Raw genomic sequence first — 12,725 nt, 5'->3', positions numbered from 1 at the left:
TCAACCATCCACCTTTTCGGTGGCTGGCGGTCAGCCAGTCGTCGGTTCGGATCGTTAACATTCGAAGCCCCTTTTCCGGAACTTCCCTTGCGTTTTCCTTCCCGCTCGACCGGTCGCGCCGCGGCCCTGCTGTCCGCCTGCCTGCTCGGCGCGATCGCCTTCCTGGCCCCGGCCGCCGCCTCCGCGGCCCCGCCGGAACCCCCGCCGATCTTCGTGCTCAACTCGCTCGACGCCAGCGTCAGCGTGATCAACCCGGTCGACTGGACCGAGAAGCAACGCATCGCGACCGGCAAGGAGCCGCACCACATCTACATGACGCCCGACGAGAAGTCGGTCATCGTGGCGAATTCTGCCGGCGACTCGCTGACTTTCCTGAACCCGCGCACCGCCGAGGTCCAGCGCGTGGTCTACGGGATCATCGATCCCTACCAGCTGCAGTTCTCGCGCGACATGAAGTGGTTCGTGACCGCGGCCAACCGGCTTAACCACGTCGACGTCTACCGCTGGGACGGCAAGGACCTCAAGCTCGCCAAGCGCATCGTCACCGGCAAGACGCCCAGCCACATCTGGATCGACAACACCAGCACCATCGCCTACGTGACGATGCAGGACAGCGACGAGCTGATCGCCGTCGACCTGCCGACGCAGACCATCCGCTGGCGCGTGGCCACCGGCCCGATGCCGGCCGACATCTACGGCGTGCACAACGACAAGACCCTGCTCGTGGGCCTGACCGGCAGCGACGGCGTGCAGGTGTTCGACGTGGCGGGGCCGCAGCCGAAGCTGGTGGGCAAGATCCCGACCGGCAAGGGCGCGCATGCCTTCCGCTCGGCCGGCGACGGCAAGAGCGTGTTCGTGAGCAACCGGGTGGCCAACTCCATCAGCCGCATCGATCTCGCCACGCTCAAGGTCGGCGACACCTACCCGGTGCCCGGCGGCCCCGACTGCATGGACGTGTCGGCCGACGGCAAGACCCTCTACGTGACCTCGCGCTGGGCCAAGAAGCTCAGCGTGGTCGACCTCGCCAGCCGCAAGGTGGTGCGGCAGGTCAATGTCGGCCGCTCGCCGCACGGCGTCTGGACGCTCGACCATGCGAAGCGGATCTAGCCCGCGCCGGCGCGCGGTGGCGGCGCTCGCCGCGCTGCTGGCCGCCGCGGTGGCGATCCCCGCCGGGGCCCAGGGTGCCGCGGCGAGTTGCGAGAAACCCGTCTACCTGACCTTCGATACCGGCCACATGGGCATCGCGCCGCTGGTGGCCGAGGTGCTCAAGCGCCAGCAGGTGCACGTCACCTTCTTTGCCGCCGCCGAGCGCACCCAGACCGAGGGCGACAGCCTCGACAACCACTGGGCGGCCTGGTGGAAGGCGAGGGCGGCCGAGGGCCACGAGTTCGGCTCGCACACCTACGACCATGTCTACTGGCGTGCCGACCTCAAGGGCGTGACGCCGAGCTTCCGCGTCAGGCCCTCGGCGGGCGCGCTGGCCGGGCGCGAATTCACCTGGAGCGCGGCCGAGTACTGCGCCAACATCCGCAAGGCCTCCGAGCGGCTCGAGCTGATCACCGGCAAGAAGCCGCTGCCGCTGTACCGCGCGCCCGGCGGCAAGACCTCGCCCAAGCTGCTGGCCGCCGCGCGCGACTGCGGCTATGCGCACGTGGGCTGGGCGCCCGCGGGCTTCCTCGGCGACGAGCTGCCGAGCGAGAAGTTCAGCAACGAGAAGCTGCTCACGCAGGCGCTCGACACCATCCGCCCCGGCGACATCCTGCTCGCCCACCTGGGCATCTGGTCGCGCAAGGATCCGTGGGCGCCGGCCAACCTCGAGCCGCTGATCGTCGGCCTGAAGGCCAAGGGCTTCTGCTTCCAGACGCTGCGCCAGCATCCCGACTACCGCGCCTGGATCGCATCGCACCCCTGAGGCGGTTTCCGTGATCGACTGGCTGACGGATCTCTTCTCCTCGCTGCAGGGCTGGTTCTTCGAAACCGTCGTGCAGCCCTTCGTCTATGCGATCGGCCTCGGCGGCTGGACCGAGGACGCCTTCGACGCCACCGGCTGGCTGCTGGTCGGCCTGATCCAGATCGTGGTGCTGGTCGCGCTGATCGGCCCGCTGCAGCGCTGGCGCGCCGTGGAACCGGTGACCGACCGGCGCGCGATCCGCATCGACGTGCTCTACACGCTGATCCACCGGCTGGGCCTGTTCCGGCTCGCGATGTTCTTCACGCTGCAGCCGGTGTTCGACGAGCTCATGGGCAGCCTGCGCGCGGCCGGCTGGGGCACCTTGCATCTCGACGAACTCTGGCCCGGCGTGACCGACGTGCCGGTGGTCGCGTTCGCGATCTACCTGGTGGTGCTCGATTTCGTCGGCTACTGGATCCACCGCGGCCAGCACCAGTTCAACTGGTGGTGGGGGCTGCACTCGCTGCACCACTCGCAGCGCCAGATGACCATGTGGAGCGACGACCGCAACCACCTGCTCGACGACATCCTGCACGACACGCTGATCGTGATCGTGGCGCAGCTGATCGGCGTGGCGCCCGGCCAGTTCATCGCCTTCGTCGCCTTCACCCAGCTCAGCGAGAGCCTGCAGCACGCCAACCTGCGCCTGAGCTTCGGCGCCCTCGGCGAACGGCTGTGGATCAGCCCGCGCTTCCACCGGCTGCACCACAGCATCGGGCTGGGCCACGAGTCGAACGGCAAGAGCACGCTCGGCGGCCACAACTTCGGCGTGCTGCTGCCCTGGTGGGACATGCTGTTTCGCACCGCCAACTTCGAGAACCGCTACGACCCGACCGGCGTGCGCGACCAGGTCGAGCCTGATGCGGCCGGCAAGGTGCGCGACTACGGCCAGGGTTTCTGGGCCCAGCAGTGGTTGGGGCTCAAGCGCATGGTCGGCCGCGGTTGAGCGCGGCGGCTTCCCTCCAGCTGCCCCACCTTCGCGCGGCGCGCGCGCGAACCGGCGAATCGCCCGGCCGCCGGCTCTGGCTTCACGGCCTCGCGGGGCGCGCCGGGTTATCCTCCGGCCCGATGCGCCTGCTCCTCGACTCCTTCTGGCGCGCGGTGGCCTATTGCATGCTGCCGCGCGTGATCGTGCTGTCGTTGCTGCCGCTGGGCCTGATGGTGCTGCTGGCCGCCGTCTTCGGCTATTTCTACTGGGATGCCGCGGTCGCCTGGACGCGTGGCGCGCTCGAGTCCTGGCCGCTGCTGGCCAGCTTCTGGAGCTGGATCGGGCGGCTGTTCTCGGGCGACGTCACCTCGATGCTCGCGCCGCTGGTGGTGGTGTTCGCCGCCACGCCGCTGATCGTGGTGCTGGCGCTCGTCATCGTGGCCGGCTTCATGGCGCCCGCGCTCACGCGGCTGGTGGCCGAGCGCCGCTTTCCCTCGCTCGAGCGCAAGAAGGGCGCTTCCTTCTTCGGCAGCGTCGCGCGTTCCATCGGCCTGACCGTGCTGGCGCTGCTCGCGCTGGTGGTCTCGATGCCGCTGTGGCTGATCCCGCCGCTGGTGCTGATCCTGCCGCCGCTGATCTGGGGCTGGCTCACCTACCGCGTGATGAGCTTCGATGCGCTGGCCGAGCATGCCAGCGCCGAGGAGCGCGCCACCTTGCTGCGCGCGCACCGGCTGCCGCTGCTGTGCATCGGCGTGCTCTGCGGCTACCTGGGCGCGGCGCCGAGCATCGTCTGGGCCTCGGGCCTGCTGTTCGCGGCTGCCTTCTTCGTGCTGGTGCCGCTCGCGATCTGGATCTACACCCTGGTCTTCGCCTTCTCGGCCCTGTGGTTCGGCCACTACTGCCTCGATGCGCTCGCGCAGCTGCGGGGCCAGCGCGCGGCCGCCGCGGCGGCCGCCATTCCGGGCGACGCCGCCGCCATCGAGGCCGACCAGGCCGTTCTCTCCCAATGGAAATCCCCATGACCCGTGAATTCGGCCTGATCGTCGTCGGCGACGAGATCCTTTCGGGCAAGCGCCTCGACAAGCACATGCCCAAGGTGATCGAGCTGCTCGCGGCGCGCGGCCTGCAGCTGGGCTGGGCCGAGTACGTGGGCGACGTGCCCGAGCGCATCACCGCCGCGCTGGCGCGTGCCTTCGCCTCGGGCGACATCGTCTTTTCGACCGGCGGCATCGGCGCCACCCCCGACGACCACACCCGCCAGTGCGCCGCCAAGGCGCTGGGCGTGCCGCTGGCGCTGCATCCCGAGGCCGAGCTGCTGATCCGCGAGCGCATGCAGGACACGGCGCGCGAGCAGGGCGTGGCCTACGAGCCCGACCGGCCCGACAACATCCACCGGCTCAACATGGGCGTGTTTCCCGAGGGCGCCCGGATCATCGCCAACCCCTACAACAAAATCCCCGGCTTCAGCGTGGGTGACGTCCATTTCGTGCCCGGTTTCCCGGTCATGGCCTGGCCGATGATCGAGTCGGTGCTCGACGCCCGTTATGCCGATCTTTTCGTCCGGACCCGGGTCCTGGAGAAGTCCGTGATCGTTTTCGGTGCCATGGAGGCCACCCTCACGCCCCTGATGCAGGCGATCGAGGAGCGCCATGCGCGCATCAAGGTTTTCAGCCTGCCGAGCGTCGATCACCCCCAGTACGGCCGTCATATCGAGCTCGGCGTCAAGGGCGATCCGGACCTGCTCGACGTGGCCTACGGCCAGCTCATCGAAGGCCTGCACACTTTTAATGCACAACTTGGCCCAGAATTGGTGCGTTGATTTCGATGGCACCAATTTGGTGAATTCGATCGCGTTCCAGGCCCCCAAAGTGCCCGCCGCCACGCGTTCGACGCAGGCGACAATGGCACAGAAACTGCATCCCGCATCCCTGTATTCCCAACCACCCATCCAACTCAGGAGAAATTGATGGCAAAGACCGTCGCCGACGTCATGAAGCTCGTGAAGGAAAACGAGGTCAAGTTCGTCGACTTCCGTTTCACCGACACCCGCGGTAAAGAACAACACGTGACCGTGCCCGTGTCGCACTTCGACGAAGACAAGTTCAGCTCGGGCCACGCGTTCGACGGCTCGTCCATCGCCGGCTGGAAGGGGATCGAAGCGTCGGACATGCAGCTCATGCCCGACCCGAACACCGCCAACATCGATCCCTTCTTCGAAGAGACCACGATGATCCTGACCTGCGACGTGATCGACCCGACCGACGGCAAGCCGTACGAGCGCGATCCCCGTTCGCTGGCCAAGCGCGCCGAAGCCTACATGAAGGCCTCGGGCCTGGGCGACACGGCCTACTTCGGTCCGGAACCCGAATTCTTCGTGTTCGACGGCGTGCGCTGGAAGAACGACATGTCGGGCTGCTTCGTGAAGATCGAGTCCGAAGAAGCTTCGTGGAACACCGACAAGGAATACGAGCACGGCAACACCGGCCACCGTCCCGCGGTCAAGGGCGGCTACTTCCCGGTTCCCCCGGTCGACAGCTTCCAGGACATGCGCTCGGAAATGTGCCTGGTGCTCGAATCGCTGGGCATCCCGGTCGAAGTGCATCACCATGAAGTGGCCAACGCCGGCCAGATGGAACTCGGCACCAAGTTCAGCACGCTGATCCAGCGCGCCGACTGGGTCCAGCTGCAGAAGTACGTGATCCACAACGTGGCCCACGCCTACGGCAAGACCGCCACCTTCATGCCCAAGCCCATCGTCGGCGACAACGGCTCGGGCATGCACGTGCACCAGTCGGTCTGGAAGGACGGCAAGAACCTGTTCGCCGGCGACGGCTATGCGGGTCTCTCGGACTTCGCGCTGCACTACATCGGCGGCATCATCAAGCACGCCCGTGCCCTGAACGCCATCACGAACCCCGGCACCAACAGCTACAAGCGCCTGGTGCCCGGCTTCGAAGCCCCGGTGAAGCTGGCCTACTCGGCCAAGAACCGCTCGGCCTCGATCCGCATCCCGTTCGTGTCGAACCCGAAGGGCCGCCGCGTCGAAGCGCGCTTCCCCGATCCGCTGATGAACCCGTACCTCGGTTTCGCCGCGCTGCTGATGGCCGGCCTCGACGGCGTGGAAAACAAGATCCACCCGGGCGAAGCCGCGAGCAAGGACCTCTACCACCTGCCGCCGGAAGAAGACGCGCTGATCCCGACCGTCTGCCACAGCCTCGACCAGGCCCTCGAGTACCTCGACAAGGACCGTGCCTTCCTGACCAAGGGCGGCGTGTTCACCGATGCGTACATCGATGCCTACATCGACCTGAAGATGCAGGAAGTCACGCGCTTCCGCATGGCCACGCACCCGGTCGAATTCGACATGTACTACTCGCTCTGATCGCGGTTTTCCGCTCGGAGTAACACGAAAGGACGGCCTCGGCCGTCCTTTTCGTTGGGGCCGGAACATCCTGTCATCGGGGGCGTCGAATTGCATGAAAATGCGCCTTTTCGCGCTTCCCCGGGCCCTCGAGGTCCCCAAGATCCCATGAAGACTGCCGCACCACTCCTCCTCCTGGCCGCTTCCCTGCTTGCCCTGCCGGCACTCGCGCAGGAGCGCGTCTGGCGCTGCGGGAACGAATACACCAACAACGCCACCGTCGCGCAGCAGCGCGGCTGCAAGGTGATGGAGGGCGGCAACGTCACCGTCGTGCAGGGCGCCTCGCGCGCCGCGCTCGGCGGTGCCGCCGCATCGACCTCCGCGGCCCGCTCGCCGGCCGGCAGCCCGCGGGTCGAGGGCGCCGACCAGCGCGCGCGCGACGGCGAAGCGCGCTCGGTGCTCGAGTCCGAACTGCGCAAGGCCGAGGCCCGCCAGTCCGAGCTGCAGAAGGAATACAACAACGGCGAGCCCGAGAAGCAGGGCAGCGAAGGCCGCAACTACCAGAAGTACCTCGACCGCGTGGCCGAGATGAAGGCCGAGCTGGCCCGCAACGAAAGCGACATCGCCGGCATCCGCCGCGAGATCAGCCGCCTGCCGGCCCCCAAGAACTAACCCGTTCCTGCATCGGCAGGAAGAACACCACAGGATTTCCATGGCTTTCGGAAAGAAGGCGGCAAGCGCCAGTCCGCGCTTTCAGGCCTTCGACCTGCTGTCGACCCTGATCGCGGTCGTCAACGGCAAGGGCTCGGTGCTGTTCGCCAATGCCGGTCTCGAAGATGCGCTGGGCACCTCGCGCCGCACGCTCGAGGGCTCGCAGTTCGGCGCCTGCTTCCACGAACCCCAGGTGCTGCGCACCGCCATCGATGGCGCGAGCGCCAACGACTTCGCCACCCTGCGCTACGAGGCCTTCCTGCGCCGCGTGAACCACGAGCTGATGCCCGTGCAGGTCACGCTGGCCAAGGGCGAGAAGGCCGGCGAACTGATCGTCGAGATGCTGCCGCTCGAGCACCAGGTGCGGCAGGACCGCGAGGAACGGCTGCTCGACCAGGCGCAGGCCAACAAGGAGCTGATCCGCAATCTCGCGCACGAGATCAAGAACCCGCTCGGCGGCATCCGCGGCGCCGCGCAACTGCTGCAGATGGAGGTCGAGTCGCGCGACCTCATCGAATACACCCAGGTCATCATCCACGAGGCCGACCGGCTGCAGACGCTGGTCGACCGCCTGCTGGCGCCGCACCGCCGCCCGCACGTGGTGGGCGACGTCAACATCCACGAGGTCTGCGAGCGCGTGCGCTCGGTGATCCTCGCGGAGTTCCCGCGCGACCTGCACATCGAGCGCGACTTCGACGTCTCGATCCCCGAGTTCCGCGGCGACCGCGAGCAGTTGATCCAGGCCACGCTCAACATCGTCCACAACGCCGCGCAGGCCCTGGCCGAGCGCCGCGCGGCGGGCGATGCCTGCATCACTTTCAAGACCCGGGTCGCGCGCCAGGTGATCTTCAACAAGCAGTGGTATCGATTGGCACTGGAATTGCATGTCATCGACAATGGACCGGGCGTGCCGGACGCGATCAAGGACCGAATCTTCTATCCGCTGGTGTCGGGCAGAGAGGGTGGTACAGGGCTGGGTTTGACGCTCGCACAGACTTTTGTGCAACAGCATCACGGCGTGATCGAGTGCGACAGTGTCCCGGGCCGAACCGATTTCAAGATATTGATTCCGCTGCCCTAGCAGCCACCGGCAACAAGGAGATGCATGAAGCCGATCTGGATAGTTGATGACGACCAATCGATCCGCTTCGTGCTGGAGAAGGCCCTGCTTCGGGAGGACCTCCCGACCCGCAGTTTCACCAACACGCGCGAAGTGCTGGCGGCCCTCGAACAGGCCGCCGAGGACGAGCAGCAGGGGCCCCAGGTCCTGGTGAGCGACATCCGCATGCCCGGCGGTTCCGGGCTCGAGCTGCTCGACAAGATCAAGGCCAAGCATCCGGGCCTGCCGGTCATCATCATGACGGCCTTCTCCGACCTCGACAGCGCCGTCTCTGCGTTCCAGGGCGGCGCCTTCGAATACCTGCCAAAGCCCTTCGACCTGCCGCGCGCGGTCGAGCTGATCCGGCGCGCCGTCGACGAGAGCCAGCGCGAGGAAGTGGCCGAGGAACGCATGGTCGCCGCGCCCGAGATGCTCGGCCAGGCGCCCGCGATGCAGGACGTGTTCCGCGCCATCGGCCGGCTCTCGCAGAGCAACGTCACGGTGCTGATCACCGGCGAATCGGGCTCGGGCAAGGAGCTCGTGGCGCGCGCGCTGCACAAGCACTCGCCGCGCGCCAACGGCCCCTTCGTCGCCATCAACACAGCGGCCATCCCCAAGGACCTGCTCGAGAGCGAACTCTTCGGCCACGAGCGCGGCGCCTTCACGGGCGCGCAGACCATGCGGCGCGGCCGCTTCGAGCAGGCCGAGGGCGGCACGCTGTTCCTCGACGAAATCGGCGACATGCCCTTCGACCTGCAGACGCGCCTGCTGCGCGTGCTCAGCGACGGCCACTTCTACCGCGTGGGCGGCCACAACTCGGTCAAGGCCAATGTGCGCGTCATCGCGGCCACCCACCAGGACCTCGAGCAGCGCGTGAAGCTCGGCGGCTTCCGCGAAGACCTGTTCCATCGCCTCAACGTCATCCGCCTGCGGCTGCCCGCGCTGCGCGAGCGTGGCGAGGACGTGCCCGCGCTCACGCGCCACTTCCTGCAGCAGAGCGCGCGGCAGCTCGGCGTCGAGCCCAAGCGCATCTCCGATGCGGCGCTGGCCAAGCTCGCGGGCTTCAATTTCCCCGGCAACGTCCGCCAGCTCGAGAACATCTGCCACTGGCTGACCGTGATGGCGCCGGCGCAACTGATCGAGGCCAAGGACCTGCCGCCCGAGGTGCTCGCCGCCGGCGGCGCGCCGCTGCTGTCGCCCGACAGCCACGCGGGCGAGCCCGCGGTGGCCGTGCCCGTGGCGTCTCATGCGCCCGCGCCTTTCGTGGGGACGGCGGTCGACAGCGTGGTGCCGGCACCCGCCGTCGCGGCGCCCGCGCCCGGGGACGCGGCCGGCAACTGGGAAAGCGGCCTCGAGGCCGAGGCCCAGGCACTGCTCGCGGCCGGTCGCACCGACGTGTGGGACGTGCTGTCGCGCCGCTTCGAATCGCGGCTGATCCTCACGGCGCTGTCGAGCACGCGCGGCCGCCGCATCGAGGCCGCGCAGAAGCTCGGCATCGGCCGCAACACCATCACGCGCAAGATCCAGGAACTCGGCATCGAGTGAGCGATGCCCGGCGAGCCGGCGGCCTCGTTGCCGCCCGGCCCGTCTGCTGCTTCAGCGGCTGCGCTGCCCCTGCGTCAGCGAATCGAGCTGGAACTTCCCGCTCTTGTCCCAGAGCCAGGTGTCGATGTAGGTGTGGCCGCCGAGCTTGCCCGGGTTGGGCAGCGGCGAGGCCGCCTTGATCAGCTCCTCGATCATCGGTGGCACCTCGGGCGCATGGCTCGGGATGCGGCTGAAGGTCACGCCCGTGACCTTGCCGTTCGCGTCGATGTCCGTCTCGACCACCACCACCGCGTAGACCAGCGGCGGGATCTTGCCCTTGTAGATGCGTTGCGCGTACTTCGTGTAGATGTGGCGCGCGCCGATCTTGCGGTAGGCCCGGACCACGGGCGTCTGCGTCGTGATGAGGCGCACCGTGGGCACCTCGGACTTGGCGGGCGGGCCGTCGTCGGGCGCGGTGGCGGTACCGCCGGGGCTCGCGGGGCTCTCGCCGCCGCCCGCGGGCTTCTTGTCGAATACGCCGCAGGCCGCGAGCGACAGTGCCAGCAGGGCAACGGTGGCTGTCCTGGCGATCGCCACGCCGGGCTTCCTGGCCTCAGCCACCGAGGTCCACGTCGAGCACCACGGGCGCATGGTCGCTGGGCTTTTCCCATTTGCGCGGCACGCGGTCGATGACGCAGCCCCGGACTTGCGGCTTGAGCGCGTCGCTCACCAGCACGTGGTCGATGCGCAGCCCACGGTTCTTCTGGTAGCCGAGCATGCGGTAGTCCCACCACGAGTAGCTCTTCTCGGGCTGCTCGAACATCCGGAAGCTGTCGGTCAGGCCCAGGCCGAGCAACTGCTTGAAGTGGTCGCGCTCCTCGGTCGTGTGGTGGATGGTTTCCTTCAGGCCCACCGGGTCGAAGCTGTCGCGGTCCTCGGGCGTGATGTTGAAGTCGCCCAGCAGCACCAGGTTCGGATTCGCGGCCAGTTCGGCGCGCAGCCATTCGCGCAGCGCGTCGAGCCACTTCATCTTGTAGGCGAACTTGTCGGAGCCCGGTGCCTGGCCGTTCACGAAGTAGCCGTTGACCACGCGCACCGGCCCGCGCGGCGTGTCGATGGTGGCGGCGATCACGCGCGACTGGTCGTCGGTGAAGCCGCCGATGTTCTTCACCACGTCGCGCACCGGTGCGAGGCTCAGGATCGCGACCCCGTTGTAGGTCTTCTGCCCGAACACCGCCGCGTCGTAGCCGGCCGACTTGAGGATCTCGAGCGGGAACTTGTCGTCGCTCATCTTGAGTTCCTGCAGGCACAGCACGTCGACCGGGTTGGCGATCAGCCAATCGAGCACGTGCTGCAGGCGGGCGGTGAGGGAGTTGACGTTCCAGGTGGCGATCTTCATGGGGTGGGTGAGTTGTCGTTGCTCGACAACTGCTGGAGTGTGGGGTGGGCCTCGCGGCCGGCGTGTCCGTGGTTATACCGAAACGCGCGGGCGCCATCGCTCGATCGACTAAGATGAGAACAATTCTTATTCATGAGGCCGCGATCCCCGCACGCCGTTCGGAAGAATGAACGCCGACTCCGCCCTTCACCCGCACCCCCATGCACATGTCCACGCCCTCTACCGCGGCCACCACGGTTGGCTGCTGGGCTGGCTGCGCGGCAGGCTGGGCAATTCCTTCGATGCCGCGGACCTGGCGCAGGACACCTTCCTTCGCATCCTCGCCGTGCCCGACCACACGCCCGAGAAGCAGGGCGACTGGCAGCTGCGCGAGCCGCGTGCCTACCTGACGGTCGTCGCCAAGCGCCTGCTGGCGAACCTGTACCGGCGGCGCTCGCTCGAGCAGGCCTACCTCGATGCGCTGGGCGCGATGCCCGAGCCGCTGGCACCGTCGCCCGAGCAGCAGGCGATCATTCTCGAAACGCTGCAGGAGATCGACGCGATGCTCGACGGCCTCGCGCCGGCGGTGCGGCAGGCCTTCCTGATGGCGCAGCTCGAAGGGCTGGGCTATGCCGAGATCGCGCCCCGGCTGGGCGTGAGCGAGCGCACGGTGAAGCGCTACATGGCCGAGGCGATGGCGCACTGCATCCTGCTGGCCGCATGAGCGCGGCGAGCGCGCAGCGCGTGCCGGTCGACAAGGCCGTTGCCACGCAGGCCGCCCAGGGCTTCCTGCTGCTGCAGTCGGGCGAGGCCACGGCCGCCGACCGCATGCGCTGGACGCAGTGGCGCGCGGCCGATCCGGCCCATGAGGACGCCTGGCAGCGCGCCGAGCAGGTGAGCCGCAAGTTCGACCTGCTGCCGGGCGCGCTGGCGATGCCCGCGCTGGGGCGCACGGTGCGGGCCGACCGCCGCGCCGCGGTCAAGGCGCTGGCGCTGCTGCTGGCCGCGGTGCCCGCCGGCTGGGTCGCATGGCGCGCCTCTCCGGCGCGCGAATGGCTGGCCGACCACCGCACCGCCACTGGCGAGCGGCGCGAGGTGCGGCTGCCCGACGGCACGCGCATCCAGCTCAACACCGCGACGGCGATCGACGTGGCCTACGACGCCACGCAGCGGCGGGTGCGCCTGCGCGCGGGCGAGATCCTGGTCGACACCGCGCCCGACCGCGTGCCCGCCGGCGACCCCGCCTATCGCCCCTTCGTGGTCGACACCGCGCAAGGCCGGCTGCGCGCGCTGGGCACGCGCTTCGTGGTGCGGCAGCACGAGGACCGGCGCAGCCACGTGGGCGTGCTCGAGGGCGCGGTCGAGGTCCGGCCCGACGATGCAAACGGTCTCGCGGCGGTGGTGCGCGCCGGCGAGCAGGCCGGCTTCTCCGCCTCGGCGGTCGATGCGTCGCGCGCGCTCGATCCCGGGGCCGACGACTGGTCGCGCGGCGTGCTGCGCGTGAAGAACATGCGTTTGCACGACTTCCTCGCCGAGCTCGGCCGCTACCGGCCCGGGGTGCTGCATTGCGACCCGGCGGTGGCCGAGCTGCGCGTTTCGGGCGTCTTCCAGTTGCGCGACACCACGCCCGTGCTCGACAGCCTGCCGCAGGCCCTGCCGGTGCAGGTGCTGTCGCGCACGCGCTATTGGGTGACGGTGGCACCGGCCGGCGACTGAGGGCGCGCGAGCGCGCCGGGCCGGCCGGCAAAAAAAATCGGCCGCGCCGTGTCCCTT

The 12,725-nt window shown here is 68.4% G+C and carries 13 protein-coding genes; 11 read left to right on the top strand and 2 right to left on the bottom strand.

Annotated features, from left to right (window positions below; all coding sequences use genetic code 11):
- Positions 1-87 precede the first annotated feature (87 nt).
- The 9 genes from ACODT0_RS03955 (at position 88) to ntrC (ending at position 9,595) form a co-directional block, all read left to right on the top strand.
- Positions 88-1,107: a YncE family protein gene (locus ACODT0_RS03955; RefSeq protein WP_057589616.1), complete on the top strand. Its 1,020-nt coding sequence runs from the start codon at positions 88-90 to the stop codon at positions 1,105-1,107.
- Complete coding sequence (locus ACODT0_RS03950; RefSeq protein ID WP_057589617.1) at positions 1,091-1,912, top strand: polysaccharide deacetylase family protein; 822 nt, start codon at positions 1,091-1,093, stop codon at positions 1,910-1,912. The genes ACODT0_RS03955 and ACODT0_RS03950 overlap by 17 nt, the downstream gene beginning before the upstream one ends.
- A 10-nt stretch (positions 1,913-1,922) precedes the next feature.
- Positions 1,923-2,897: a sterol desaturase family protein gene (locus tag ACODT0_RS03945; protein WP_489040632.1), complete on the top strand. Its 975-nt coding sequence runs from the start codon at positions 1,923-1,925 to the stop codon at positions 2,895-2,897.
- A 122-nt stretch (positions 2,898-3,019) separates the two neighbouring features.
- The gene (locus ACODT0_RS03940; protein ID WP_057589619.1) at positions 3,020-3,901 is read left to right on the top strand and encodes an EI24 domain-containing protein; all 882 of its coding nucleotides are present in this window, start codon (positions 3,020-3,022) and stop codon (positions 3,899-3,901) included.
- A complete protein-coding gene (locus ACODT0_RS03935; protein ID WP_489040631.1) occupies positions 3,898-4,698 on the top strand; it encodes a competence/damage-inducible protein A in 801 nt (266 codons plus the stop codon). The genes ACODT0_RS03940 and ACODT0_RS03935 overlap by 4 nt, the downstream gene beginning before the upstream one ends.
- 147 nt (positions 4,699-4,845) lie before the next feature.
- On the top strand, positions 4,846-6,261 hold the full coding sequence (gene glnA / locus ACODT0_RS03930) for a type I glutamate--ammonia ligase (RefSeq protein ID WP_057589621.1): 1,416 nt from the start codon (positions 4,846-4,848) through the stop codon (positions 6,259-6,261).
- A gap of 147 nt (positions 6,262-6,408) precedes the next feature.
- Positions 6,409-6,912 carry a hypothetical protein gene (locus ACODT0_RS03925; RefSeq protein ID WP_057589622.1) on the top strand — a complete coding sequence of 168 codons (504 nt, stop codon included), beginning with the start codon at positions 6,409-6,411 and terminating at the stop codon, positions 6,910-6,912.
- Positions 6,913-6,952: 40 nt separating this feature from the next.
- Positions 6,953-8,032 carry a nitrogen regulation protein NR(II) gene (glnL, locus tag ACODT0_RS03920; RefSeq protein WP_057589623.1) on the top strand — a complete coding sequence of 360 codons (1,080 nt, stop codon included), beginning with the start codon at positions 6,953-6,955 and terminating at the stop codon, positions 8,030-8,032.
- 24 nt (positions 8,033-8,056) lie between these two features.
- The gene (ntrC, locus tag ACODT0_RS03915; RefSeq protein WP_057589624.1) at positions 8,057-9,595 is read left to right on the top strand and encodes a nitrogen regulation protein NR(I); all 1,539 of its coding nucleotides are present in this window, start codon (positions 8,057-8,059) and stop codon (positions 9,593-9,595) included.
- Between the two features lie 51 nt (positions 9,596-9,646).
- On the opposite strand, the gene ACODT0_RS03910 is transcribed toward ntrC, so the two are convergent.
- Together ACODT0_RS03910 and xth are read right to left on the bottom strand one after the other, a co-directional pair.
- Positions 9,647-10,195 carry a hypothetical protein gene (locus tag ACODT0_RS03910; RefSeq protein WP_296737607.1) on the bottom strand — a complete coding sequence of 183 codons (549 nt, stop codon included), beginning with the start codon at positions 10,193-10,195 and terminating at the stop codon, positions 9,647-9,649.
- Positions 10,188-10,973: an exodeoxyribonuclease III gene (gene xth / locus ACODT0_RS03905; protein WP_057589626.1), complete on the bottom strand. Its 786-nt coding sequence runs from the start codon at positions 10,971-10,973 to the stop codon at positions 10,188-10,190. The genes ACODT0_RS03910 and xth overlap by 8 nt, the downstream gene beginning before the upstream one ends.
- Positions 10,974-11,139: 166 nt before the next feature.
- On the opposite strand from xth, the gene ACODT0_RS03900 reads away from it, so the two are divergent.
- Together ACODT0_RS03900 and ACODT0_RS03895 are read left to right on the top strand one after the other, a co-directional pair.
- A complete protein-coding gene (locus ACODT0_RS03900) occupies positions 11,140-11,676 on the top strand; it encodes a sigma-70 family RNA polymerase sigma factor (protein ID WP_489040630.1) in 537 nt (178 codons plus the stop codon).
- Positions 11,673-12,668: a FecR domain-containing protein gene (locus tag ACODT0_RS03895; protein ID WP_489040629.1), complete on the top strand. Its 996-nt coding sequence runs from the start codon at positions 11,673-11,675 to the stop codon at positions 12,666-12,668. Before ACODT0_RS03900 ends, ACODT0_RS03895 begins: the two co-directional genes overlap by 4 nt.
- Positions 12,669-12,725 lie beyond the last annotated feature (57 nt).

This window comes from Variovorax sp. FG153 (genome assembly GCF_057809595.1).
This window is presented reverse-complemented; position numbering and strand designations above follow the sequence as displayed.

Coding starts and splice junctions, on each gene's coding strand:
- ACODT0_RS03900 (WP_489040630.1), top strand. CDS start 11,140: ATGAACGCCGACTCCGCCCTTCACCCGCACCCCCATGCACATGTCCAC.
- ACODT0_RS03925 (WP_057589622.1), top strand. CDS start 6,409: ATGAAGACTGCCGCACCACTCCTCCTCCTGGCCGCTTCCCTGCTTGCC.
- glnL (WP_057589623.1), top strand. CDS start 6,953: ATGGCTTTCGGAAAGAAGGCGGCAAGCGCCAGTCCGCGCTTTCAGGCC.
- ACODT0_RS03940 (WP_057589619.1), top strand. CDS start 3,020: ATGCGCCTGCTCCTCGACTCCTTCTGGCGCGCGGTGGCCTATTGCATG.
- ACODT0_RS03935 (WP_489040631.1), top strand. CDS start 3,898: ATGACCCGTGAATTCGGCCTGATCGTCGTCGGCGACGAGATCCTTTCG.
- ntrC (WP_057589624.1), top strand. CDS start 8,057: ATGAAGCCGATCTGGATAGTTGATGACGACCAATCGATCCGCTTCGTG.
- ACODT0_RS03895 (WP_489040629.1), top strand. CDS start 11,673: ATGAGCGCGGCGAGCGCGCAGCGCGTGCCGGTCGACAAGGCCGTTGCC.
- xth (WP_057589626.1), bottom strand. CDS start 10,973: ATGAAGATCGCCACCTGGAACGTCAACTCCCTCACCGCCCGCCTGCAG.
- ACODT0_RS03950 (WP_057589617.1), top strand. CDS start 1,091: ATGCGAAGCGGATCTAGCCCGCGCCGGCGCGCGGTGGCGGCGCTCGCC.
- glnA (WP_057589621.1), top strand. CDS start 4,846: ATGGCAAAGACCGTCGCCGACGTCATGAAGCTCGTGAAGGAAAACGAG.